At 66.9% G+C, this 24,442-nt stretch carries 24 protein-coding genes; 5 read left to right on the top strand and 19 right to left on the bottom strand.

What is annotated here, in order from left to right; all coding sequences use genetic code 11:
- The first annotated feature begins 2 nt into the window (after window positions 1-2).
- A complete protein-coding gene (locus ACXKZB_RS01470; protein ID WP_488824416.1) occupies window positions 3-458 on the top strand; it encodes a hypothetical protein in 456 nt (151 codons plus the stop codon).
- Window positions 458-877 (top strand): DoxX family protein, encoded by a 420-nt coding sequence (locus ACXKZB_RS01465; protein ID WP_263091212.1) that lies wholly within the window; start codon window positions 458-460, stop codon window positions 875-877. The genes ACXKZB_RS01470 and ACXKZB_RS01465 overlap by 1 nt, the downstream gene beginning before the upstream one ends.
- Window positions 878-883: 6 nt before the next feature.
- Here the strand turns inward: ACXKZB_RS01465 and ACXKZB_RS01460 are convergent, their stop codons facing one another.
- The 9 genes from ACXKZB_RS01460 to ACXKZB_RS01420 form a co-directional block, all read right to left on the bottom strand.
- Window positions 884-2,095: a cupin domain-containing protein gene (locus ACXKZB_RS01460; protein WP_488824415.1), complete on the bottom strand. Its 1,212-nt coding sequence runs from the start codon at window positions 2,093-2,095 to the stop codon at window positions 884-886.
- Between the two features lie 68 nt (window positions 2,096-2,163).
- On the bottom strand, window positions 2,164-2,391 hold the full coding sequence (locus tag ACXKZB_RS01455; protein WP_456794938.1) for a hypothetical protein: 228 nt from the start codon (window positions 2,389-2,391) through the stop codon (window positions 2,164-2,166).
- 61 nt (window positions 2,392-2,452) lie between these two features.
- On the bottom strand, window positions 2,453-3,289 hold the full coding sequence (locus tag ACXKZB_RS01450; RefSeq protein WP_488824414.1) for an alpha/beta fold hydrolase: 837 nt from the start codon (window positions 3,287-3,289) through the stop codon (window positions 2,453-2,455).
- A gap of 209 nt (window positions 3,290-3,498) precedes the next feature.
- Complete coding sequence (locus tag ACXKZB_RS01445; RefSeq protein ID WP_488824413.1) at window positions 3,499-4,935, bottom strand: amidase; 1,437 nt, start codon at window positions 4,933-4,935, stop codon at window positions 3,499-3,501.
- Window positions 4,932-5,114 (bottom strand): hypothetical protein, encoded by a 183-nt coding sequence (locus ACXKZB_RS01440; RefSeq protein WP_488824412.1) that lies wholly within the window; start codon window positions 5,112-5,114, stop codon window positions 4,932-4,934. Before ACXKZB_RS01440 ends, ACXKZB_RS01445 begins: the two co-directional genes overlap by 4 nt.
- A gap of 64 nt (window positions 5,115-5,178) precedes the next feature.
- Window positions 5,179-6,234, bottom strand: coding sequence for an ABC transporter substrate-binding protein (locus tag ACXKZB_RS01435; protein WP_488824411.1), 1,056 nt, complete (start codon window positions 6,232-6,234; stop codon window positions 5,179-5,181).
- A gap of 74 nt (window positions 6,235-6,308) precedes the next feature.
- The gene (locus tag ACXKZB_RS01430; protein ID WP_488824410.1) at window positions 6,309-7,145 is read right to left on the bottom strand and encodes an ABC transporter permease; all 837 of its coding nucleotides are present in this window, start codon (window positions 7,143-7,145) and stop codon (window positions 6,309-6,311) included.
- The gene (locus ACXKZB_RS01425; protein ID WP_222659149.1) at window positions 7,142-7,927 is read right to left on the bottom strand and encodes an ABC transporter ATP-binding protein; all 786 of its coding nucleotides are present in this window, start codon (window positions 7,925-7,927) and stop codon (window positions 7,142-7,144) included. The genes ACXKZB_RS01430 and ACXKZB_RS01425 overlap by 4 nt, the downstream gene beginning before the upstream one ends.
- The gene (locus ACXKZB_RS01420; RefSeq protein ID WP_222659148.1) at window positions 7,924-8,811 is read right to left on the bottom strand and encodes a carbon-nitrogen hydrolase family protein; all 888 of its coding nucleotides are present in this window, start codon (window positions 8,809-8,811) and stop codon (window positions 7,924-7,926) included. The genes ACXKZB_RS01425 and ACXKZB_RS01420 overlap by 4 nt, the downstream gene beginning before the upstream one ends.
- A 184-nt stretch (window positions 8,812-8,995) precedes the next feature.
- On the opposite strand from ACXKZB_RS01420, the gene ACXKZB_RS01415 reads away from it, so the two are divergent.
- Window positions 8,996-9,742: a GntR family transcriptional regulator gene (locus ACXKZB_RS01415; protein ID WP_488824409.1), complete on the top strand. Its 747-nt coding sequence runs from the start codon at window positions 8,996-8,998 to the stop codon at window positions 9,740-9,742.
- A 187-nt stretch (window positions 9,743-9,929) separates the two neighbouring features.
- Here ACXKZB_RS01415 and ACXKZB_RS01410 read toward each other — a convergent pair whose 3' ends face one another.
- Window positions 9,930-11,171 carry a hypothetical protein gene (locus tag ACXKZB_RS01410; protein WP_488824408.1) on the bottom strand — a complete coding sequence of 414 codons (1,242 nt, stop codon included), beginning with the start codon at window positions 11,169-11,171 and terminating at the stop codon, window positions 9,930-9,932.
- A 937-nt stretch (window positions 11,172-12,108) separates the two neighbouring features.
- Between ACXKZB_RS01410 and ACXKZB_RS01405 the strand changes: the two genes are divergently transcribed.
- On the top strand, window positions 12,109-12,369 hold the full coding sequence (locus ACXKZB_RS01405; protein ID WP_488824407.1) for a hypothetical protein: 261 nt from the start codon (window positions 12,109-12,111) through the stop codon (window positions 12,367-12,369).
- Window positions 12,370-12,632: 263 nt separating this feature from the next.
- Here the strand turns inward: ACXKZB_RS01405 and ACXKZB_RS01400 are convergent, their stop codons facing one another.
- The 4 genes from ACXKZB_RS01400 to ACXKZB_RS01385 all read right to left on the bottom strand — a co-directional run bounded on the left by ACXKZB_RS01400 (window position 12,633) and on the right by ACXKZB_RS01385 (window position 18,900).
- The gene (locus ACXKZB_RS01400; protein WP_488824406.1) at window positions 12,633-12,926 is read right to left on the bottom strand and encodes a formate/nitrite transporter family protein; all 294 of its coding nucleotides are present in this window, start codon (window positions 12,924-12,926) and stop codon (window positions 12,633-12,635) included.
- Window positions 12,927-12,960: 34 nt separating this feature from the next.
- A complete protein-coding gene (locus tag ACXKZB_RS01395) occupies window positions 12,961-17,091 on the bottom strand; it encodes a hypothetical protein (RefSeq protein WP_488824405.1) in 4,131 nt (1,376 codons plus the stop codon).
- 623 nt (window positions 17,092-17,714) lie between these two features.
- Window positions 17,715-18,260: a hypothetical protein gene (locus tag ACXKZB_RS01390; RefSeq protein WP_488824404.1), complete on the bottom strand. Its 546-nt coding sequence runs from the start codon at window positions 18,258-18,260 to the stop codon at window positions 17,715-17,717.
- Window positions 18,261-18,318: 58 nt separating this feature from the next.
- Window positions 18,319-18,900, bottom strand: a complete 582-nt coding sequence (locus tag ACXKZB_RS01385) for a hypothetical protein (RefSeq protein ID WP_488824403.1) — start codon at window positions 18,898-18,900, stop codon at window positions 18,319-18,321.
- 361 nt (window positions 18,901-19,261) lie between these two features.
- Between ACXKZB_RS01385 and ACXKZB_RS01380 the strand changes: the two genes are divergently transcribed.
- Window positions 19,262-20,158, top strand: a complete 897-nt coding sequence (locus ACXKZB_RS01380; RefSeq protein ID WP_488824402.1) for a hypothetical protein — start codon at window positions 19,262-19,264, stop codon at window positions 20,156-20,158.
- Here the strand turns inward: ACXKZB_RS01380 and ACXKZB_RS01375 are convergent.
- The 5 genes from ACXKZB_RS01375 to ACXKZB_RS01355 form a co-directional block, all read right to left on the bottom strand.
- A complete protein-coding gene (locus ACXKZB_RS01375; protein ID WP_488824401.1) occupies window positions 20,134-20,493 on the bottom strand; it encodes a hypothetical protein in 360 nt (119 codons plus the stop codon). The genes ACXKZB_RS01380 and ACXKZB_RS01375 overlap by 25 nt on opposite strands.
- 202 nt (window positions 20,494-20,695) lie before the next feature.
- Complete coding sequence (locus tag ACXKZB_RS01370) at window positions 20,696-21,214, bottom strand: hypothetical protein (protein WP_488824400.1); 519 nt, start codon at window positions 21,212-21,214, stop codon at window positions 20,696-20,698.
- Between the two features lie 38 nt (window positions 21,215-21,252).
- The gene (locus tag ACXKZB_RS01365; RefSeq protein WP_488824399.1) at window positions 21,253-21,792 is read right to left on the bottom strand and encodes a restriction endonuclease subunit S domain-containing protein; all 540 of its coding nucleotides are present in this window, start codon (window positions 21,790-21,792) and stop codon (window positions 21,253-21,255) included.
- A complete protein-coding gene (locus tag ACXKZB_RS01360) occupies window positions 21,789-22,577 on the bottom strand; it encodes a TIGR04255 family protein (RefSeq protein ID WP_488824398.1) in 789 nt (262 codons plus the stop codon). Before ACXKZB_RS01360 ends, ACXKZB_RS01365 begins: the two co-directional genes overlap by 4 nt.
- Window positions 22,578-23,067: 490 nt before the next feature.
- Entirely contained in the window at window positions 23,068-24,240 is a 1,173-nt protein-coding gene (locus tag ACXKZB_RS01355) for a hypothetical protein (protein WP_488824397.1), read from the bottom strand.
- Window positions 24,241-24,442 lie beyond the last annotated feature (202 nt).

The following is a 24,442-nucleotide window of genomic DNA, read 5'->3' as shown; positions in this document are numbered from 1 at the left end:
TGATGATCCGGACCGCCGGGATCCTCCTCGCCCTGCACGGAGCGGGCACGTCGACGACGCGACCCCTGCGCGTCCGGGCGCACCGGATGGTGGAGCGTGGCTTCGCCCCCGGCCTCCCGCACGCACTCCTGGTGCCGCTGCTCGAGATCGCAGCCGGCGCAACCCTCGCGCGGGGCGCACGTCCGTCGACCACGGCTGCCGCTGCCGCTGCCGCAGCGACGGCGCTCGGAGCGGTGCGCACCGGCATCGACCTCGAGGACCGTACCGTCACCGTGGGAACCGTCGCCGCCGCGGCACTGGCCGTCTCCGGCGCGACGGCAGTGGCCCGCGCGCATCGCGTCGGTCTCCTCGTGGGGACCGGTGCACTGGTCGTGTTCGAACTCACCCGCCGGCGTCGCATCCGCAGCGTCGGTCGACGCACCGCTCCACCATCCCCTGTGAAAGGCACGTGCCCCTGATGACCTCCCGCCGCCGCACTTCCCGCTCGACCAAGCCCCGGACCGTCGTCCGCATCCTGCTGGGAGCCGCCATGACCTGGGCCGGCATCAGCCACCTCACCGTCGCACGGCAGGAGTTCCGGGCCCAGGTGCCGGAGTTCGTCCCCCTGGACCCGGACGTCACGGTCCTGGCCTCGGGCATCGCGGAGATCTCCCTCGGTGCCGCACTGATGCTGCTGGTCCGCCGGCAGGCCACGGTCGGGTGGGTCGCAGCGGTGTTCTTCACCGCGATCTTCCCGGGCAACATCGCCCAGTGGATGCACCACCGTGACGGCTTCGGCCTGGACACGGACACCAAGCGGTTCGTCCGGCTCCTGTTCCAGCCCGTGCTGATCGCCGTCGCGCTCTGGGCGACGAACGCCCTCCGCAAGCGCCGCTGAGCCGGACTACCGCAGCGGCACGATCCCCTGGGACCCACGCGGGAACGTGGCGAGGACCTCCTCGGGGATGTTCAGGTGCTGCGACACCAGCGACGGCGGCAGGTGTGCGAGCCAGTTCGCCAGCGAGACCTCCTCGTAGCGGTCGCTGCGGAACGTCTCCACGTAGACGAGCGGCTCGTCACCGGTGTTCTCGACGTAGTGCCCGAGGTTCCGCTTCACGACACCGACATCACCGGCCCTGAAGTCCATGGTGTTGGCGTGGGGGCCGGTGTTGAAGACCGTCATGCGGCCCTGGCCCTTCAGGTAGTACTGCCACTCGTCGGCGTTCGGGTGCCAGTGCAGCTCCCGCATCGAACCGGGCTCCACGACCGTCAGCGCCGCGGCGACCGTCTTCGCGCCCGGGAAGTTCGTGCTGTCCGCGATCCGGATGCTGCCGCCGCTGTTCTCGAACCGCGGGGCCGTCTTGCCCATCCGGAAGATCACGGGCTCGGTCCCGCCCCACTCGACACCGGCCGCCAGCTGGTCCCGTTCGAGCTCACCGGGGACCTCGCCGGGGAAGATCCAGAGGTCGTGGAGCGGGAGGTCCGTGAACGCCTCCTGCGCGACGCCGAAGTTCTTCGCCAGCACGTCCGGCGGCGTGTGCGCGAACCAGTCAGTGAGCAGGAGCGTGTTGCTCTCGGACTGCTCACCGCTGTCGAACGCCAGGACGAACTCGGCCCCGTCCGGTCCGAGGCCCTGCAGGGAGTGCGGAAGCCCCGCGGGGAAGAACCAGAGGTCGCCCTCGAACACGTCCTCGACGCTCGGCAGGCCCTCGCGGCTCAGGGTCGTGACGCGGCACCCGCCGCGGGTCATCAGTGCCCACTCGGCGGTCTGGTGCCAGTGCAGCTCCCGGATGCCCCCGGGCTCCAGGTACATGTTCACGCCCGCGATCTCGTCGGAGATCGCGAAGTCGGACTGCGTCAGCTCCCGTGCCCAACCGCCGCGCTGGACTCGTCGGGGCGAGATGTTGAACGAGGACCAGAAGAAGGCCTGTGTGCTGATGTCGGTCGCCGGCGCGTTCAGCTGGCTCGGGAACTGCGCCGCGAGCGCCGGGTTCTGCGGACCCGTCATCGTGTTCGCAGTGGGGTCGTCCGCGATGTTCACGAGTCCTTCCTGCGGGAGGTCGGGGTTGCCGACGGCGGGGGCCTCGTGGTGCGGCGGAGTGGGCTGGTCGGTCATCGTCTGCTCCTTCGTTCTCGGATGCGCGGCGAGACCATCGGACCAGGAGCCGTCGGCGGCCCCTAGCGTCATTCGACGCGATCGTGCTCCAGCGCTCGTCGCTGCTCGGTGATCGCGTCGCTCAGCACGTCCGCCAGGAACGTCGAGCCGGACACGCGCGCGATGAACGCTCGCCCCGTCGCGGTCAGCGCACCCCGGTGCACGGCGTCGACGACGATCTCGCGGACGGCCTCGCGCCGACCCGCGGGGAGCGCGGCGAGCACGCGGTCGGCCTGCTGCAACAGTTCGGTCTGCATGTCACTCCTCGGCACGAGGGGCGCGCCCACCACGGCACGCGCCCCTCGGGTCCGTGAACGCCTACTGCTTGAGGAAGGCGAGGATGTCGGGGTTGATGACGTCCGCGTGGGTCGTCAGCATCCCGTGCGGGTACCCCTCGTAGATCTTGAGGGTGGCGTTCTGCAGGAGCTCGGCCTGCTTGATCGACGCGGCCTTGTACGGCACCACCTGGTCGTCGTCGCCCTGCGTGACGAGCACCGGGACCGAGATGGCCTTGAGGTCCTCGGTCTGGTCGGTCTCGGAGAACGCCTTGATCCCCTCGTAGTGCGCCAGCGCGCTGCCGGTCATCCCCTGGCGCCACCAGTTCGCGACCACCGGAGCGGACACCTCGGCGCCCTCGCGGTTGAACCCGTAGAACGGCCCCTCGGCGACGGCCTGGTAGAACTCGGCCCGGTTCGCGGCGAGCGCGCTCCGGAACCCGTCGAGCACCGCGATGGGCGTGCCCTCCGGGTTGTCGTCGCTCTGCAGCATGATCGGGGGTACGGAGGACACCAGGACCGCCTTCGCGACCCGGCCCTGCGGCTCGCCGTACTTCGCGACGTACCGGGCGACCTGGCCGCCACCGGTGGAGTGCCCGATGTGGATCGCGTTCTGCAGGTCGAGGTGCTGCACCAGCGCGTCCGTGTCGCTGGCGTAGTGGTCCATGTCGTGACCGGTCCCGATCTGCGACGACCGGCCGTGACCGCGACGGTCGTGGGCGATCACCCGGTAGCTGTTCGCCAGGAAGAACAGCATCTGCGCGTCCCAGTCATCGGAGGACAGCGGCCATCCGTGGTGGAACACGATCGGCTGGGCGTCCTGGGGCCCCCAGTCCTTGTAGTAGATCTCTGCACCGTCGCTCGTGGTGACGAACGCCATCTTGCACCTCCGTGAGTCGTTGCTCCACCTGGTTCGCGGGCTGGCCGCTGCCTTCCGTCCGGCGGAAGGTCGAAGCGACCTCACGCTACGGTCGCGGCGCGGTCGGGCGCTTGGGTCATTCATCTCGATCGGGGTTCGCATCGGGTCGGGGCCGCACTCTGAGCAGGCGTGGCTCACCCGCGACGCCGGGCAGGACAGGCGGGGCCGGGTCAGCCTGAAGCGGTCGCGATCGGGACCTGCGGTCGCAGGAGATGGTGGTCCGTGATCGCCTGGTAGCCGTGTCCGGCACGCAGGACTGCTGACTCGTCGAACGCGCGGGCCGTGATCAGCATCCCGACGGGCAGGCCGTCGTGGTCGAGCCCGATCGGGACGCTCAGTCCAGGGAACCCCGCCATGCTGCCGATCGCCGTGTACCGCATGTTCCCCGCCGTCAACGAGGCGGGCCGCCCGTCGAGTTCGACGGACTCCGCACCGTGCGGCAGCGCCGTGAACGGCAGGGTCGGGGTCACGAGGACGTCCACGTCGCGCATCGCCTCGAGCAGTCCGTCGCGGAACCACGCCCGGAAGCGTTGCGCCTGCACGTACTCGACACCTGAGTAGCGGAGTCCGATCTCGAGGTGCGTCCGGACGTCGTCGCCGTAGTCGTCCGGCCTGGTTCGGAGCAGTTCGAGGTGCATCGCGCTCGGCTCCACGGCGTCGACGACGAGTTGCGCGTCCACGAGCTCCTCGACGCCCGGCACGTTGATCTCGGAGAGCACGGCGCCTGCTGCGGCCAGCGCATCGAGCGCGTCTCGCACGGCGGCAGTGACGTCCGGCTGGTTCCCGACGAGCGCGTAGTCCGCGATCATGCCGACGCGCAGACCGCGCAGGTGGGTGGCCGGGTCGACGGACTGGAGGCCCGGGGCGGCCAGGCGGACCGGCTCACGTCGGGTGGTCCGGTCGCGCTGGTCCCACCCGGCGATCGCGTCGTGCACGACGGCGGCGTCCGCCGCCGTCCGGGCGAGGGGACCGACGGTGTCCATGGTCCACGCGAGCGGGACGACGCCGGCGTTGCTGACCCGACCGATGGTGGGACGCAACCCACTGACACCGTTGACCGACGCGGGCAGCCGCACCGAGCCTCCCGTGTCCGTGCCGAGCGCCGCGACCACCATGCCGGCAGCGACCGCGATGCCGGACCCGCCGGAGGAGCCGGCGGGCACACGATCACGGTTCCACGGGTTCCGCGCACGGCCGGTGTGCGGGTTGTCCGTCGTGCCGCCCCAGGCGAGTTCGTGCATGTTCGTCCGGCCGACGATCACTGCGCCCGCCGCGCGGAGGCGGGTGACGACGGTGGCATCGCGCGCGGCGGGTTCGTCGCCGAGGAGCAGGCTGCCGGCGCGGGTGCGCTGGCCTTGCACGTCGATGTTGTCCTTCACCGCGACCGGGAGACCGTGCAGCGATCCGCGGTCGACGCCTGCGGTGAGTTCGGCGTCCGCCCTCGCGGCTGCCGCACGGGCGCCCTCGATATCGACGTGGACGAACGCGGCGAGGTCCGCCTGCTCGTCGATGCTGGCGATGCTCTGCTCGGTCAGGGTGACGGCGGAGGTCTGCCCGCAGCGGAGCATGCCGGCGAGTTCAGCGATCGGTCGGTACAGATCGGTCACGAGCGGGCTCCGTCGTCGACGTCGGTGTCGCCGGTCTGGTCCGACCGGTCGGTGTGCGGGTGGTCGAAGACGGCGACGGGAACGACCTCCGGTGGGACGTTCGCGGTGACGAACACGGCGATGGAGCGGCCTCGCGCAACCCATTCGTCGGTCAGCGCCTGGCGGGCGGTGTCGTCCATGGGGATCCTCCGATGGGGGGACGGCGGGACCACCGGGTGGCGGCCCCGCCGAGCGTGGGATGGGTCAGTTCTTCGCGGGGTAAGTCTTCTCGGCCTTGTCCGAGAACGTGGTGTCGACGTTCGTCTCGTACGAGGTGGCGTCGGCGGGGTACTTCTCCACGTTGTCGATGTCCGCCGCGAGCTGGAGGTTGTGGTCCCATGCCTCCTCGGTGACGGTCGCACCGTGCGGGTAGCCGTCTGCTTCGATCTCACGCTTGACGGCCGACGCCACCGTGGACTTGTCGAGTTTCGGGAAGTACTTCTCGGCGACCTCGATCGTTCCGGCTTCGTCCGAGTAGATGTAGTTGTACGCCCGCTGGAAGGCGTTGACGACACCCTGCGTCGCCTCCGGGTTGGCCTTCACGTACTTCTGCGTCGAGGTGAGCGACGAGAACGCGAACGGGTTCCACTCGTCTCCGGCGGCGGGCCACGAGTAGACGACGTGCATGTCCTGCTGGTCCACGGCCTGGCTCACCGAGGGCTCCGGGACCACCGCGTAGTCGGCTTGACCGGACGCGACGGCGGCGAGTTCGTTGCCGAGCGAGACGTTGACGAGCTTGACGCCCGTGAGGTCGTAGGTGTCGATCATCTTCGTCATGAGTGCCCACGTCGAGTCAGGGGACGGGGAGACGACGACCTTCTTGCCGTTCAGGATCGTGGGGTCGTCCTGCGCGCTCGTGCCGTCCTTGCCGACGAGGAACTCCGCCGGGGCGTTCTGCACACCGGCGACGATGACGCCTTCGCCGCCCTGTTCGTGGGACTTGGCGGAGAACACCGGGTCCTGGATGGAGAACCCGGCCGAGCCTCCGAGCACCGCGGCGAACGATGCGTTGCCGGATCCGCCGGTGTCGATCGTGACGTTCACGCCCTCGTCCTCGAAGTACCCCTTCTCCTCGGCGACGTAGAGCGGCAGGTACAGGAGGGTCTGGACGGCCTGGTTGATGGTGACGTCCTGGGTTCCGCCGTCGGCGGAGTCGGCGGCGTCGGAACCGGAAGCGCATCCGGAGAGGACGAGGAGTGCAGCGGCGCTGGCCGCGGCGAGGGTGAGGACGCGGGCGCGTCGGGGCAGGGGAGATCGCATGGGGGCACAGCCCTTTCGGTGGGAGGAGTGCGGGGAAGGACGGGTGAGGAGGGTGGCGCGATCCGCTGTGTGGGTCAGCGGTGGTCCCACCGGAGCAGGATGCGCTCCAGCAGGTCGATGAGCAGGCCGAAGACCAGGACCATCGCCATCACCACGACGACGCCGGCGAGGACCTGGTTCATGGCGAAGCTCGACGATCCGGTGACGATCATGTGTCCGACTCCTGCAGAGGACGAGATGAACTCCCCCACGACGGCGCCGATGATCGCGAACCCGACGTTGAGCTTGAGGCCGGCGATGACCCATGACATCGCACCGGGGACGATGGCCTTGGTGAACGCCTGGGTCTTGGAGCTCCCGAACGATCGCATGAGGTCGAGCAGGTCCGTGTCGACCTTCTGCGCCCCGCGGTACGCGTTCGTCAGCGAGACGATGACGCAGGAGAACGCGACGATGACGACCTTCGACACCAGGCCGGTGCCGAACCAGATGATCATCATCGGAGCGACGGCGAGCACGGGGATAGAACCGATCGCGGTGATGAACGGCGCGGACAGGTCGGCGACGAACCGTGAGTACCAGAGGAGGAGGCCGAGGAGCGACCCGCCGAGGGCTCCGATCACGAAGCCGATGAGCACCTCCTGCGCCGTGACACCGAGGTCGGTCCACAGTTCGCCGGTCACGGTGTTCTGCGCGAGCACCGTGACGATCTGCCCGGGGCTGGAGAACAGGAACGTGCTGATCCAGCCGGCGGACGCGCCGATCTGCCAGGCCGCGAGGAACGCGACGACGATCGCGATCTGGATCGACACGAGGACGCTGCGTCGCCTCGACGACCGCGGTCGGGTGCGACGTTCGGGTGCGGTCCGGACCGCCCCGGTGGCTGCTTCTTCGATCTGGATGGCGGTCATGCTGCGCGCTCCGTCCGGGACCCGGTGCCGATGGAGCGCCAGATCGCCTCGTAGTAGTCGTTGAACGCCGGCGCGAGACGGCGCTCGTTGATGGCGTGGCTGTCGGTGCCGAGATCGATCTCGATCTCCTGCACGACCTGACCGGGGTGGGCCTTGAGGACGTAGACGCGGTCACTCAGGGTGACGGCTTCCTCGATGTCGTGGGTGACGAACACGACGGTCTTGCCCGCGGCCTTCACGGTGTCCATGAGTTCGCTCTCGAGCTGGATCTTGAGCGGGTAGTCGAGGGCCTTGTACGCCTCGTCCATCAGGATGATGTCGGGGTCGGTGACCATCGTCCGCATCAGCGCCGCGCGCTGCCGCATGCCGCCGGACAGCTGACCGGGGTAGCTGTCCTCGCGACCGGACAGGTGGTACGTGTCGAACAGGGCCGACGCGCGTTCCCGGGCTTCGCGCCGTGGGACGCCGTGCACCTCGAGGCCGAGGACCACGTTCTGCATGATCGTCCGCCACGGCATCAGCAGGTCCTTCTGCAGGACGTACCCGATCGAGCGGTTCGGGTTGCCGGTGGTGTCGGTCCCGTTGACGAGGACGCGTCCTTCGGTGGGAGCGAGCAGACCGGTGATGATGTTGAAGAGGGTGGACTTGCCACAGCCGGACGGGCCGACGAAGGAGACGAACTCGCCGGCCTTCGCGTGGAAGTCGATGCCGTCCAGCACGAGCGGGCCGTCGCCGTAGCGCTTCCCGATGCCCTGGACCTCGATCGCGTGGGACATGGTCATTCCGTTCCTGCCCCGTACGGCCCGACTGTTGCGGGCACGGGGACGTAGTCCTTGAGGAAGTGGTAGCCGATGTAGTCGATGCCGCGTGCACGGAGGATGGTGTCCTCGACGTCGACGGTGACGCACGCGATCCCCTCGGTCGGCCCGGTGTCGGCGCGGATGACGCCGTTCGGGTCGATGATCCGCGAGTGCCCGTGGTAGTTCAGGTTCCCCTGCGGGGCCACGACGTTCGACTCGACCATCCACGCCTGGTTCTCCAGCGCCCGGACGCGGCCGAAGAGCGTGTACTGGTCGACGCGGACGTCGTCCTCGGCCGCTTCGGTGGCGTCGTCGTACGCCCACGCGGTCGGCATGACGAGGATCTCCGCGCCCTGCAGCGCCAGGGCCCTGGTCGTCTCGGGGAAGCACTTGTCGTAGCAGATGAGCATGCCGATCCGGCCGATGCCCGTCTCGAACACGGGGAACCCCGCACCGGGGTGGTAGACGTGCTTCTCGTCCCCGGGCTGGTGCACCTTGCGGTACCGACCGATGTACCCGTCCGGGCCGGCGAGGACGACGGTGTTGTAGAGCACGTCAGCGAAACGGTCGTCACGCTCGGTCAGCCCGAAGACGACGTGCAGGCTCTGCTCGACCGCAGCCTCGATCAACGCACTGACCCGGGGACCGTTCGGTACCGTCTCGGCGTTCTGCTGCTGGTAGCGGACGTTCTCGAAGTCCAGGCTGAGCGTGTCCGTGAGGTAGCCCTGCAGAGCCTGCTCCGGGAACACCACCAGGTCTGCACCGATCTCGGCGGCATCCCGGATGCGGCCGAGCATCACGGTGAGGTTCGTGTCCGGGTCGTACACGACCGGCATCGACACGGTGGCGATGGTGGTGAGGGGCATGAGGAGAGCGTGATCGACGGCGGTTTCCACTCCGTCACGCCCTCGTTACGCCCCTGCTAAGCCACCACGCACGTATCAGCGAATGCCGCCTGACCGGGACTTCCTGGCTCCGCCGAGGACGCAACGCCACGAAGTCCACGCGTCCTCGTGCCACGGCGACCGGCGTGTGCCACCCTGAGGTCCCATGCCGAAGTACCTCGAACGTCGCCACCACCGCGCCCGGCTGCTGCGCGACATGCTCCGCGACGAGCTCCTGCGCGGAGACGGCGGGGTCGCGACGCTCCCCTCCGAGGACGAACTGATCCGACGGCACCAGGTGGGCCGGAACGTCGTCCGGGAAGCGCTCGACCTGCTCGTGTCGGAGCGGCTCATCCGACGCGTCCGCGGTCAGGGGACCGAACCGACGGCGCACGTCATCGTCCACCACCTCAACCAGCTCCGCGCGATCGGCGAACCAGGTCACAGCACCGTCGAGGGCAACGCGATCCACTACCGCAAACTCTCCTGGGAGCTCGTTCCCGCGCCACAGGTGGTCGCCGAGAACCTGCTCGTCCCGCTCGGGACACCCGTCATCCGGTGGGAGCGGATCACGGCCTCGCGCGACCCCCTCGTCTTGTGGACCAGCTACTTCCGGAGCGACCTCGGGCTGCAGGAGCCCGGCGAGGAGACCCCCGGAGTCGATGCCGGCACGTGGGGCTTCCTGGAGGCCACAGGCATCGAACTGGGTGAGGCGGCGGTGCGCACCGGCGCGGTGCCGGCTGACCCCGCCGTCGCGGAACTGCTGTCCACCGAGCCGTCCGCGCCCCTGCTGATGCAGCACCGGCTCCTGACGGACGCATCCGGTCGACCGATCGAGTTCGCTGTCGGGTACTACCGCGGCGACCTCATCGTGATCAGCAACACACTGCGCCGGCACCGCGACGCTGTCTGACAGTCCGGAACGAGGAGAACCCCCGGCCGGAGCCGGGGGTTCTCGTGGCGGGTCATTTGCAGGTCTCGACGATCCCCGCCGTGACGCGGATGCAGGGCCCTTCGCCCGACGCCGCTTGCTGAGTTTCCCCTGGGCCTGCCCCGAGTTTCCCCTTTCTCGTGTAAGCCCTGGTCAGCACGCCTTTGCCTCAGATCTCGAAGAACCGTTCGGCGGCGGCACGGATCTTCGCGAGGCGCTTGGCGACCGCGCTGTGGTTCGCGTATCCGAGGGCTTCAGCGATTTCGGTGGCCTTCGTAAAGCCGCTGTTGAGCAGGATGACGATCTGACGGTTCCGTTCGTCGAGGATGGCGAGGAACTCGTTGGTGACCAGTGCACCGTCGAAGTCGCTGCCTGCTCCCTGCACGGGGATCGTGTCGGTAAGCTCCACGAACTTCACGGCGATCTTGGCGCGCTTCCGGTACAGCTTTCTTTCGAAGTCCTCGCGTGCGTTGGACCACTTGTTGGAAAAGTCTTCCTCCACTCGGTTCGACCGGACTGCGTCGAGGATGGCGCGCAGGTTGCCGGTTCGGTCTGCGGCCTCCAGGGTGTCTCGGACGACTTCGGCGGCTTCGAGTTCTCCGGTCCACACATCTCCGCCCTTGCGGGGACTCCCGGCGACAGCGCCTTCGAGGTAGCCGCCCTCAGCGAGCGGGACGGGACCTTCCTCGATGCCGTTATCGACGAGCGGGAAGTCAGCGAGCCGGTTCTGGATGACTTCGGTGACGGCGGGCACCCAGAAGTCGAGGTTGTGCGAGAGGAGTCGGATCGGGTCGTCCGCGGAGAACGCGTTGAGTCGTGAGCCGGTGGACAGATGCGGCCAGATCGTGGCCGCCCAGGCCCGGCTCAGTTGCTCGCCGAATTGGGGCGAGACGTGCTGGTCGGGTCGGGAGATGTCAGCGAGGAACGGCCACTGGCCAGCGCGGAACAGCGGCAGGCCGTAGCGCTCGAGGGTGCGCGCGGGAAGCAAGTGCAGGAGGGTCGCGTACTCGAAGTACTTGGACCGGGTCTTCGGGACGAACTGGATGTTCCTGTCACCGAGCTCGGCGAGCTTGGCGAGCGGCTCGGGGAGTTCGTCCGGGTCGAAGAAGCGTCGTCGGAACTGGCCAGCCTCCCAGGCGAGGTTCCATTTGCTGATCGCGACGGTGAGGTCGACCGAGCGGTGGCTGGTCGGTACGGCGACGTACTCGATTGATTCCGGAGCTGTGGGGCGAGCGATTGCCTTGTAGATGAAGGCCGCCGACATGTTGGTCAGCCGCGGGTACATGTCCGCGTCGGTGTCGTCCTTGGAGCTGAACAGGCTGTCGTGCTCGAAGGAGTCGGCTGCTTCGGCGCTCACGGGTACCTGCTCTTCGTCGTTCACGGTCGGGTTCAGTGCGTTGTTGAGGTCCATGCTTGTAGGACGACGCTTGAGCGGCGGATCGTTCCGTCCGGCTGGAAAGATTTTCTGACCGGGGGAATGCGCACCAGTATCGGGATGAAGAAACGACAAAAGCCGATGCTTGGCTCGTTATACATGTCGCGGCTGCCCTTGTCGTGCGCCTCTCGGACGAAGACGCGCGGGGCGAGGGGAAATCTCCTACGAGCCGCGCAAACGTGTTTGATTCACGTGCTCAGGAGGCTTCCGACCAACACCAGGATGGTCCTGCTGTCCCTCACGCTACACAGCCTCCCCACCCACCTCTTGAATCGAGCCCTGGTGGCGCCGCCGCCAAGGAGTAACCGGACGCTGACTCATGCGACCTCGCGCAGTAGTGGACCTTCTGTCCGTCTCCCCCGGGAAGAAACTGGCTCTTCTCGCGGAGGGGCTTGAGCTCATCTGTGAGCATGTCGGAGCCCTGACCGATTCGATCACGGACCTGCAGGCGTCCAGCTCGACGCGAGGCATTGAGCCACTTGAGGGTTTGGCTGCGGAAGAAGCAAGCAAAGCGCTGATTCTGCTTGACTATGTGCGAATGGACGTCCGCACCCAGCGCGCGGCTCGGAACCACCTCACAAAGTTCAACCAACACCTTGCACGAGGCATCTATGCTGAGGTGGCTGGCATGTCCCCTGGCACGCTAGGCGAACTGCGGAAGTACATTGACCTACTAAGGCGCCAGTACTATCTCGACGGACCAAATGACGTGGACTGGGTCTTCCGGAACGAGATTGTACAAGCGCGGGAAGAGGCGCAGTACGTCGACTACGTCGCTTATGAAGACGAGCATCGCTGGGTGTCTCCCCGCGATCGATGGAATGCCACTAGTTAGCGTACGGCTCCGGCAGTGGCGCTCGTTGGTGCCTTGTCACGACTGGGCGCATGTACCGAGGCTGGCCTCACTGTCGTTATGGAGACCTGGAAGGGCGTGGAGGTTCATGACGGCACCTCCTGGATGGAGCACGCCGCCCTGCTGCGCTCGACAGTCAGTCAACTCGTCACCCAGGGACTCCAGTCGTCGGTGGCGACCCACGAGGACGTAACCCTCGTTCTTGACCGATGGACGTTTCCGATGGGCGACATCGAGCTTTCGGAGATACAAGTCACCAAGGAAGACTTGCGAGCGGAACGCGAACGATGGGAAGCGCGGATGGCGGGCGACTGGATGTGAAGCTGGGTTCTTCGGACCCCGCGGGCCGCAGCTGCTGTGCCCGTCGTCGCGCGAGTGCGGGTTGCGGGACGTCAACAAGGACTCGGTCGTCCGACAGCTCGGATGCGAGGCAGCCACGACCACCGGCTCGCAGATGAGCCATTGGCGCGAGGTCGTATGCTCTGCGTTCGCCACCACCTCGGAACCTCGATGCGAATGCCGCACCTGATGAGATCAACGTTCTCCTCAGCTTCAGCAGGATTTCCGCCCCCGAGAAATTGAAGTCAGGCGAGGTAGAGCGCGACGAGGCCGACGCTGAACGCGAGGCCGGCGAGCAGGTGGTCGCCCGTCGCGTGCAGGACGGCGAGGTACCCCATCACTCCGAGGCCGATCTCGAGGCCGCCGGCGAACCCGGTGGTCAGGACCACGCGGGTGGTGCGGTGCAGGCGCTCCGCACCCTCCTCCGCGACGGCGGTGAAGGACTCGTTGATCTCGTCCTCGACCGGTTTGTCGTTCTCGCCGAGTTCGCGGCGCCGGTCGTCACCGTCACTGGTCGGGGTGCGTCGTTCGTCACTCACCGGTCCGACCGTAGCCCTGCACGACCGGGCGAACTCAGTCCCGCGGCAGCCACGGAACGGCGACCGCGTCAGCGTCCAGCGTGAAGGGGGCACCCCTCGGATCCCCCACGGTCGCCCGAGCAAGGATCGACGCGGAGGCCGACTCCGCGGGGAAGTGCGCCAGACGGACGAGTTCGTCCACGTCGTCGCGGGCGGTCGCGCGGTCGATGAGGACCTCGACGGCATTCGGGTCACCGGCGTCGGCGCGTTCCCGCACCAGACCCAGGTCGCCGCGGATCGCAGCCGCTCGCAGGATCGTCCCGGAGCTCTCGGCGAGCCGTCCGTCCCGGAGCGCTTCCGACAACGTGTCCCATGCACCCGCTTCGATGAGGTGCGAGGAGACCAGGTAGGGGAGCGTCCTGTCGGCCCCGATCCGGGCGATCAACTCGTCCCGGTCGAGCTTCCGTGCGAGCACCTCGACAGCGCGCTCCTTCAGCGCGAACCGCTGCGCGTTGTCGAGGTGCTCGCTCGCGGCGAGCTCGAGCAGTCCGTCGCCGTCCGCCAGGAGGAGCAGCCGATCGCTGAGGAGCTCGACGGCGGGTTCCTCGCCCTGCAGCGCGAGTGCTCGCACCCCGAACCAGTCGCCGCGGCGGCCGAGCCGGTGCGTGTGGACGGTCGACGCCCACGCCTCGCCCGCCGACCGTCCTCGGTCCACCTCCCGCTCGGCCGCGGCGTCGCCGTCCCGATCAGTGACGGCGACGACGTAGCTCTCAGCCCAGTCCACCACGTGCGAAGGTCGGACGGACCCGTCGAGCGACCGCTCCACGAGTGCCCCGCTCCCGTCACTGCCGAGGGCACGGAGGACGTCGATCCGCCCGGTGTCGTGCAGGTGGCTGTTGAGGGCGAGCCATCCGCCGTGGTCCTCCGGACCGATCATCCGGCCGAGACCCACGAGCGCATCTCGGGAGGTGTGGAGCGCTGCCACGACGCGGAGCACCCACTCGTCGAGCGGTGGCCCCGCCTGCTTCGACGACTTCCGGACCATCGAAGCGATGCGGTCAGGGCGCCCCGAGGCGAGGAGGTACGTCGCGCACGCGTTCCGCAGGGTCGGGTCAGCCGCGCCGAGCCGTTCGAGGAAGCGGACGGCGCCGCGGGACGCGAACGCCGCGAGTGCCGCTTCCGGGACGCGTCGGGCGTCGAGCGGCCGGTTGCGGAGCACACGGCGTGCCACACGCTTCGAGGTCCGCATCCCGACGAGCGCCTGCTCGGCCGAAGGACTGAACTGCCGGACGGCCCGCTCGAGTGCGGCCCGGTCGCCCGTCACCGTCGCGCGCGCGATCGTCGCCTCGTGCGTCGGGAGGTTCTGGGCGAGCACCGCCCACTCGTCGAGCGCGGCGAGCGCCCACCCCAGTCGAGCTCCGAGGGTCCAGTCCTCGGTGACCCGTGCGTCGGCGGCGAGGGCTCGCAGGCCGTCACGGTCGCCGGTGGCCCAGTAGCGGACGAGCAACCTGGCGAGGACGTCGGTCCTCTCCTCCGCGATGACGCGGACGACGTCTGTCCGACCGTGGACCAGGAGGAGCGACACGGCGCGACCGAGCAGGTCGCTGTGCGTCCATCCGAGGCTCACGAAGCCACTGTCCGCGCACTGCGCGGCGATCTCCTCGATGGCGTGATCGTCACCAGAGGCGGCCGCACGAAGTACCTGTTCGAGTGCCACCTCCTCGTACCCGAGTGGGCTCAGGTCGTCGAGGTGCACGGCGTCCATCGCACGCGCGATCTGCTCGACGCGGAACTCACCGATGTCGCGCTGTGGGACGGGCTCGGTGAGGTCGGCCGAGCGACCGGTGGCGATCAACGCACCGAGGATCCGGTACTGCTCACCCGTCGACGCCGCCGACGCGAGCAGATCGACCCACTCGGTCGTCGTTCCTCGTGCCAGGACCATCGACACGTACTCCGTCCGGGCGACGCCCTGTTCGGCGAGTTCGCGGAGCGCCGCGACGTCCCCGGTCGCGGTGAAGAGCTCGGCGAGGGCTCGCTCGACCGTGTAGTTGCGCTCGCCACGGCGTGCACGGAGTCGCTCGACCTCGCCACGCCAGACCAGTCGCTCCGTGACACGTTGCTCGGCGGAGTGCGAGCCCGCGGCCGCGCGACGGTCGAGCTCGTGCTCCGAACCCGCCCCGTAGTCGTGTGCGGAGAGGAGGTGGTCGGCCATCCAGCTGTCGACTGCCGCAGCCTCGACGCGATCCCGGTGACCGCGGGCGAGCTGCGCCGCGAAGAGGGCCTCGCGATCGAGGCCGAGCTCGCGGTCGGAGTCGGGGTCGGGGTCGAGCGGAGTCGATTCGACGCGCGCGTGCTCCCGTTCGGCGGCAGCGAGCGACTCGGCAGTCCGCATCGCTCCGACACCGGAGCGATCGGGGCGCCAGGACTCCGTGGGGTCTGCCAGGAGGTGAGCGACGTGCCGCATGCCGCGAGCGAGCGCGTCGTTGCGGACGGCGCGGAGCGTGCTGACCCCGAGTTCGTACTTGTGGTCGACGAGCACGGGCCACAAGGCGCGTTCCGTCGGCCGGGCGCGGGTCTGCTCGACGTGCGAGTAGTACAGGAAGTCGTGCAACTCGTACGCCAGTGAGCCGTCCGGCCGCCGCACCGCCCGGAGCGCGTACGTCCCACGCCACTCCTCGCTCACGCGCCGGAGAGCGGCCTCGAGCACACCGGTGCCCGGATCCGCGGAGGAGGATCGCCCCATCTCCCGCGCCACGTCGGCGACGAGATCGCCCGGGAGCGGATTGGTCAGGCCGACGCGCCGGAGCTCCATCGCCGCCGTGATGAGCGCGTGTTCGGCTTCGTCCGCGGCGATGTAGCGCTGGAGGTGGTGCGCTGCGCCGGCGAAGTACTGGCTCGCGGCGATCCGGCCGGTCCGCGTCGCCGAGGAGCCCGCTTGCTCGACGACGTGCCGGAACTGGGCGTCCGTCCGAGCTGCGCCCTCGACGTCCGTCCGGGAGAAGTCCGCCTCGACCTGCACGGTGTGCGCGAGCTGGAACAACCGCGCGATCCCGTTGGTCCGGGCGGCGACGCGTTCGGGACCTACGCCGTTGGTCGAAGCGGACCCCGGCGTCTCCGAGATCGTCGGGAGTGCCCACATCGTCGCGACGACGAGGACGCCACCGATCGCGGGCGCGGTCAGCAGGTCGGCGAGGTACTGGATCGCACGACGGCCGACGGGTTCGTCGCCGGCGGTGAAGCCGAGGCCGAAGAGGTCCTCGAGATCGTCCAGCCAGAGGACGGACCGAGGCGCGATGCCTCGCTCCAACTCGTCGACGAGGTGTTCGAGCGAACCCGGCCGGACCAGGTCCCAGTCGCGCACTGTCGAGCTGCTGATGGCCTCGTACGCGCTCCGTGTCTTCCCTCGGCACGATGCTCCCCAGAGGGCGACGAAGACGGGCCGGTCCGGTGCCGTGCCGGGTTCGTCGCCACCGCTGATCGCTCGACGCAGTTCATCGTCGTGTGGGCGCTGGAGGAACGCCGGGAGCACTGCTCCACGCCGTGCGTCCTGACCGATCGCTCCGACGGCGCGGTGCACGCCGAGCGCAGTCGGGTCGTGGGCGGAGAAGGGCATGCCCCTCCGCTCGGCCGAGCGGGCGCGCTCGGCGACGTCGACCGCGGCTCCCAGGACGCGCTGCGCGCCGAGACCGACCAGGTCGCGGTGCACGTCGACGACCTTCTCCCCCACGCCCGCGATCTGCGCCGCCATGGCGGTGTCCCGCTGCCGGGACCCCTCCTCGGCGGCTCGCAGCTCCGCTCGGATCTCGGCCTGTGCGATCGCAGTCGCCTTCTGGGGCGGGAGGAGCTCGAGCGTCCACTCGCGGAGTGCATCGATGAGGAAGACCACCCGCTCGTCGCGATCACCGACACCGAGGAGGGTGACGAACGCCCCGCGGTCCTCCCGTGTCAGCGGGGCATGTCCGCTCATGAGGAAGTCGAGCACCGATCGCTGACGGATCCAGCGGCAGACGACGCGACGACGGAGATGGATGCCGAGTGTCTGCGCAGTCCCGCGGAGGCGGAAGGAGAGCACGGGAGCGAGGATGACGGTGCGGACGACGATCGGCACCTTCACGACGGCGATCAACGCCCTGGGTGCGCTCTTCAGGAGGACGGCACCCACACCGGTCAGGGCAAGATCCATCGTCCATCCGTCGTCGTCGGTCGACTCCGCGGCCGTCCGCGTGGTCTGGGACGCAATCTACCGGGCGATGTCCGGCACGCAACCGTCTCCATCCGATTGCGTCGGGCGTGGCGACGGCGGCCCTCGGGACACCGGACCGGAGGCGCGGGGCGGGCTGGCGGCGCGCCCTGTGACCGCAGGTGGTCGCCTCGTCGAAACCCTCAGGCAGGCCAGAGACGAGGATCGTGACCTCGTCAGAGGTAGGTGACTCACACCACGACTCTTGATCGGGGTGCGCGATCGACAACACGAAGCACCATATCGGCGAGGAAAGCGGAGTCGGCAGGACTCGAACAGTGGCGACCTTTCGAATCTCGAAGGCTCGCGGGGCGCGGAAGGAACGCGTCCTGCCCGTGGTGCGGTGCGAATAGGCCCTTGTCAGCTCTGGCCTGGGGCGGACCCGCAGCACGTAGCCGAAGGGAACGTCAAAGTTGGATGGCGCGAAAGCGTCTACTGGTCCAGCTTCAGGTCCGCGAGTTCCTCGACCCGCAGCGGTATGTCAGCGAACGATGCGGTGGCCAGTCGGACCATGTATCGCTTTCAATCTTGGGCGTTCGATGAAAGCCAGGCAGGGTCAGCAGGCCTCAGCTGACGTAGTCGGCGCTGCCGTCCCATTGCCCCTCGACGGCTCCGGTTGCGAGTCCGCTCCAGGAGCCGTTGAGGATGTAGAACGCTGCTCCCCGGAGCCGCCATACGACTCCGACGAGATCTTCAACAAGTCCGACCATGCCGTCGAATGTGGTTGCGGTGATGTCCTGCTCGCCGTCTGGCTGACGCTCGAGCCCTGCAAGTTCCCATCCCCCGCTGAGGAGGTCGGCACGGAGCATGTCGTGGATGAACCGGTTCCGTGACGTGTACAGCTTGTTCGCGGCGGTCAGCGTCGCGTTCACTGCTCGCCGGCCGGTCGCGTCGATGCCGTCATGCTGGGCGAGGAGCGCTTTGCACTCCTTGACGATGGTCGTGATGTACCGCGGCGCGTCGAGGAACGCATCGATCTCGTGACGCCCACGCAGAGCGGCATGCACGAAGCGGAGAGCCGCATCGAGGCTCGTCGTCTCAGAGGTCACCCGGCCGAGCAGGAATATCCGTTGATCGGAAGGCGGAAGCGTGTTGAGCGTGTTGAGGTCCACACATCGACTTTGGCAGGCGAGTGGGAAAAGCGACGCGGGACCCGCCTGAGCCTTCCCGTCAGGGCGCTGTTCCTCCGCGGCCGTTGTGCAGCTGCGCGAGCGCGCGGCACGCCGCTTGCAGTTCACGGGCTTGGTCTGCGTACGCGATCGCCGAGCCCGGTGTCGGGATCTCCTTCGCGTGAGCAACAGCGTTCCGAAGTTGGCGGAGCTCATTCGCCGTCTCGACGAAAAGGTCGTTGACGACGCCAGCGCGTTCGAGCGCCGCCGCTGCAGATGCAGCGTTCGTCGCGCGCACTCCGGGAACGCGCGCGTGCGCGAGTCCGATGATCTCCTCCGACAGATGCTCCCAGGAGCGCAGAACCAGTGCCGAAGGCTCCACTGACTCGGAGTCGACGTTGCCTGCCTCGTCGGAGTCCGTCGCCTCCGATTGACCGGATGCAGCTTCAGCACCCGTCGCCGACGCCTGGAACTTCTCGAATGTGTTCTCGGCCTTCGCCAGTCCCTCGCCGAACGTCGCCTCGCCGCCGGGCACTTTCAGGTGTGTCAGCCGGGCGACAAGGCCCGCAACTTCGGTCCGGAATAGCAGCGATGCGATGAGGACAACAGTTGGCCACGCCAGCGACCGCACCAGCGAGTCCACGAAACCGAGCCAAGACACATGCCCATCATGGCCCATGCGATCAGTCGAGACCCTCCTGCCGGCAAGATGAGGCCGGGACGTGGGTCGTACCGGTGGTCCGGCTGGGAGCAGGAGGAAGGCTCCGCGTCCGCTTCGCTTCAGACGCCTTCGCCGCACGTCGCTGCGTCGACGATGACTTCAAGGAGCTGGTAGGCGTCGTCGAATGCCGCCTCGGCAGCGTCGAGGTGATTCGTCGGCCGCTGGCTGAACGGTCCCTGCTGCCGACAGATGATGGTGACCTCCGTGTGCGTCTCGAACGCGACGGCTGCAACCGCATCGCAGCCGCTGGCGCGGCGAGACGTTTAACACCATGATTGCCTCCATGACGAGCAATCCCCTGTACACCGATCGCCTCCATGGGGAGCGTCCGCGGACGGCGGAGATGCTGCCAGCCGAAACCGCCGCAGGGTTACTGGCGCTGGTTATCTCTCGCCTGGATTCGGACTGGCTCGCTGATGAGTTCCCGGAGAGGTGCTCCGACCCGGATAAGCGTCACATCTATGCAACGAACGTTGAAGCGTTCGAGACGCGCGCGTCTGCTCTCATACCGAACATCCAAGTTCCGCTTTGGCGAAATCAGGGACAAATAGTTGATGAGACACTTTTCGACCTGCTTGAACTTGTTGGACAATTCATCGCGGAACCCACTAACTCTTCATATCACAAATTCTTCGACCATTTCTCGTTGCGTTTCGATCGGCAGGCCGGCGCAACACGGTACCGGAATGACGTAAATCAGCTTCTCGCACGCGGTGGCGCCGCTTACGAGATGCTGGGCAGCTTGACTATTGTCCGCATCGGTCCTGCGGAGCTGCGAGAGTCTCTGAACGCTCTCGATCCCGCAACTGGTGACACTGAATTGGACGCTCTTGTGGCAGAGGGTCGGAGTCTTCTTATCTCCAGGAAAGCCTCCGAACGGCTCGCAGGCATACAGTCACTGTGGGGCGCACTGGAACGGTTGAAGACGGTCGAGCAACCCGGCAAGAATCAGAAGAAGGCCAGTGCCGAGGCGCTCCTCGCTCATATCGAATCAGAGCCATTGCGTAGCGTCGTCCGCGCAGACATGATCGCGGTCACAAACCTTGGAAACACGTTCCGGGTCCGCCACCACGAGACACACGTCGCCGACCTTCCAGTCGACGCGTACGATTACTTTGCCGGTCGAGTTGTAACCGTTCTCCACATCCTGCTTGATCAGTCAGGCAGGCTCGCGCCCTGATCGACTCCAGCATCAATTTCTCGGCGGACCGCTGACCGGCTCAGGATCCGGCAGGAGAACTCGTTCGAGGGCTCGCTGGTAGCCGACGCGGCGCTGACGGAGATGGACACGCTCATCGAGCTTCTCACCTGATCGCGAGGAAGCGAACGGTAGATTTCCGTCTCACGCTCGACCAGCTCGGCGAAGTCAGTACTCCTGCGCTGACTGCGCGCCGCTGACCGTTTAGTTAGCGGCTGGCGATCGAGACGGACGTGCAGCATCCGGAAGCGCCGCGTTAGGTCCTGCGTGCGCTTACTCTCATCGCTGTTCCAGAAGTTGCGGTCACGACGGCTCAAGCGTCAGCTCCCGATGTCGGGCCCTCGCCGGGCAACGTTCACTGAGGCGCCCCGACTAAAGCGTGGAATCGCTGACCGAGACATGGCATCGGGCGATGCATTTGGCGCTGATCGCACCAGGCAAAACCTGTCAAAGCGTCGACTTTGACACATCGGTAGGGCGGCTTGGCCCGATTGAAACTGGATCCATCGTGGGTCGCTTCTAGGCGCCCGACGGAATATCGCGAGCTGGTTGCCGTGTCCATTCACCCTTTGCCTCGGTTTTGAAGCACGTGTCGTCAAGCAGCTTCAGTCGGAAGGCGTTCCAAGCCGGCTTCAGTACGTTCTTTGCCGCCGTTGGAACGACCTCAATACGCATCAACGCGTGGGAGCGCCCGATTCGCGGATCGGAATGCGTAACCTCCGCTGCGATGACTCCGCCGGGAACTTCATGTGTAGCGTCAGGTGAGACGGTTCCGGGGCGCGCTTCGGCTCGCGGTAGGGATCGCCGCACCACCGCCATTGGCACGACACACAGGTTCTTCGTCGTCCAGTCGATGAGTTCGACATGCGTAATGGATTCGCGTTCCATTGCGACTGACGAGTACACGGACATGCCGTCATCGTCATCGTAGGAGTAGACGGCGATACCGAGCTCCTTAGGGCCGCCGAGCGCATCAGGAACGGCGATAAACGGAGGTTTGTCGGGTAGCCGTCGAAAGACGTGCGCATCGTCGGGCACAGATCCGTCGTCGACGACCCAAAGGGCTGGGCTCACTGTCAGACGTACTGTTCTCGCCAAGCAGGATTACGAGCCTCGACAAATGCCGAGAACTCTCGCACGAGGATCTTCATTTCCTCGAAGTCGGGATTCCCATCATCCGCGACATTGAGCTGAAGCTCGCCATCATCGCCTGTAGCCATCATCGAATAGCCGTCATCGGACGAAATCTCGAGCATGAGATACCGCGGCCCGGCTTTCCACTGCGCGATGAGGCCATCATTGCCGTCGGTCGTGAGGGTGGGAAACACGGAAGTTTTTCCGAGCGAAGCACGGAGGGCTGACAGCATGCGGCTTCGAATACCGCTTCCGAGGTCGATATGCCGTTCGATCTCGTCGATTTGGCGAATGGCATGTTCAATCGCATCGTTGACGACGATGACGGCATCGAGGAACGCCTGCCGATCGAAGTCAAGGACCTCGTGTTCTCGCTGGTCGATCGGCACCGCGACCAAGCGGCGCCGCGTCTGACGCTTCTGGTGCTGCTTCCACTGGACGGGCGCTGATGGTGCCGTGTAGAAATCTGCAGCGAAGCTCATGCTGTTACCCCCCACTCCACCTTCTGTGCCCGCGACGTCAAGCTGTCGAAGACGTTGATTAGATTACCGTGAGCCGCCTCGAGGAGGTCTCCCCAGCCCCCGTTCGAGGGTTCGGGTCTGCGCGAAGTGGATCGAAGCCCAAGCGTCGTGCTTGTGTCGACGCGGCGTGAGATGACGTAGACCTCTTCGGTGCGGCCTTCCGCGTGCCGAGGCACTGTTGCGTGGAAGGTCGCATCTTCGAGCTTGTTGGCATCTGAAGGACGACGCTTCTCTTCCGCCTCGACGCCGTAAGCGCGAAGCATCACATCGAGGGGGCTTGCGTCGTCACCGAGCTCGTTGTCATAACGGACCGCCACGTGGCTCACAGCGACATCTTCACCGACTTCCTTTGCGACATGCCGCACGAAAAGGCTGAGATGGTCATCGAGCTGCGTCCGAAGCGCGTCGAAGCCCGGATACCCGTCACCGTCAGAGAAGGACCACGTCAGGCGGAATCGGTCGTTCTGGAAGTTGATTGCATGTCCGCTGCCGTTTGCGAACGTCAAATACGGGAACGGGAACGCATCATCATCGAGGGATGGCAGCGCGTCATCGTCCAGATCCTCAAATGTCCACGGCATTTCGGCGAAGCGTTCCTTGACGACGGGAAACCCCTTCTTGACCTCGGACACCAGGGGGGCGAGCGAGGTGAGCAGGAGCCCTTCGATCGGCGCGAAGAACACGGTCAGTGATACTCCGCGTACCGGAGGCTTGGTGAAGCGAAGGGTCCCGCCAGCGTGCGTCATGGTCCTCACAGTAGTGAACACTCCGTTCGTCAGTCCTGGTAGCGCGCCGTGTTTCGCGTAGGGAGTACAGCACTACTCGCCCACCGCTATGCGGCGAAGCTCGCCGCAGCGTGGATACGCCTTCGGCTGGCGGCCGGATGTGGCCGGCCGATCGTCGCAGGGTTCACGTCTAACTGGTGCCCACGGTCGTCGCCGAGCTCAGGACAGGCAACCTGGCCCGCCACGTCGACTGGTTCCCCAGCAGCTTCGTGAGGTTCGTTGAATCGCCTCCCGCTACGGCATCAGTTCCGGAACGAGGGGCCCGAGGGTGTTGTCACGGTTCCGTCGGTGCGAGAAGGTGACCGACCGCCTGTCGCCGGCGACTGTCAATTCGACGCCGGAAGGGCCATGGCGCGTCCGCGGCCTCCGGTGCGGGGACGTGGCTGATGCGGAGCGTGATGATGTCGCGGCGAATGCGCGGACGTCGCGCCGATCATGCCGCCGTAGGGTTTCACCGTCGCGTCCACCATTGCCGCTCTGGATGCAACGGCGAGAACATGGCAGGCTGACGGTGCTGCTCCCACCAATCCTCCGACCCAATTCCGTGGCTCGGCCGGTGATTTGCCAACGACGCTGTCTTCGGAAGCTTCCGCGGTGCGCTCGCTCCAGCCCGCAGCAAGAATGCCAGCAGCTGCGCATCCTGACCGTCGGCGTCCGGGCGGTCAGACCGTCGCTTGCGGAGCGCATACCAGTCGCGGAGCAGCACCAAACGACGCACCCGATGCCATCGTAGCTCGACGGCGACCAACGCACCCCGGAGCAGGAAGCGGAACCGGACCGGAGCGGCGAGATGGAGGAAGGGCAACATGACGGCGAGCACGATCCCCACTTTCACCGGCGCGATCGCCGAATCAGTTGGCATCAACATCACCGCCACTACTGGCCCCGCCGTCGTCACCGCCGACATCGCCCACGCGGCTGCCACGGTCACCCACGTCCCGCCCGGCTCAATAGCGAGGAGCAGAAATGACGCCCAGATCGTGCCCCAAGTCGCCAGCACCACCGCGCTGCCGACCACAGCAATCACGAATAAACCTGACACCCCGCCAGGAGCGGTCACGATCACCAGGTACGCGGCGGCAGCAGCCGCGACAACAACGGTCGATGATATTACGACGAGTAGCCGAACACCTGGTCTCACTCGAGCGCCGCGAACGTGGACCAGCCGGGCTGCTCGACGGTGGACGCGCCAGGACGTCCCCACAAGTGCGGCGCGCGCACGACGCCGCTGACGTTTCCTGGTGATGGTGATGCCAGCATCAATGCCCCACGCCAACGCGTACGCGACGATAGCGAGAAGGCTGAAGTACCAGACGTGCCCGGCCGTCTCATCGTCGCCCGCAACGCCGACACCGGTCAGCAGCGCGGTCGAGACGACGAACGCGGCGAGGACGTGCCCGGCGAAGGCAGATCCGACGTCAATTTCGACTTCGTGCTTGACGTCGTCGACAGGTGCAACGATCCGGCCGATGAACAGAGCGCCGAGGACGCCAAGAACGATCCCTTGGAACTCCGCCGCCCCATCATCGAGCTGACGGCCGAACGCAACGAGCGCATCGGTGATGTCGGCAACACCGGGGCCGTTGATGAGTCCGAACGGGAGCAGAAACAGGTAGAGCACCATGCTCGTCGCCAGGGTCGTCGCACCGATGCCGCTGAGTACAGCGCCGACCCTACGCGACAGTGGTCGCGATCGCGGTCCCCAAGCCGCCTCCGAAGATCCCTCATGCACTCGATGCAGATTAGCCGCGAGCACCGACACGGCCGTGTGTTCGCGAGCATGGGGGAAGGGCTTCACATACTGGCAAGTTGCGATTAGATTCGCC

The sequence above is a fragment of the Curtobacterium sp. ABR8 genome, from assembly GCF_057812125.1.
The sequence above is the reverse complement of the archived record's forward strand: the minus strand, read 5'-3'. Positions and strand labels throughout refer to the sequence as shown.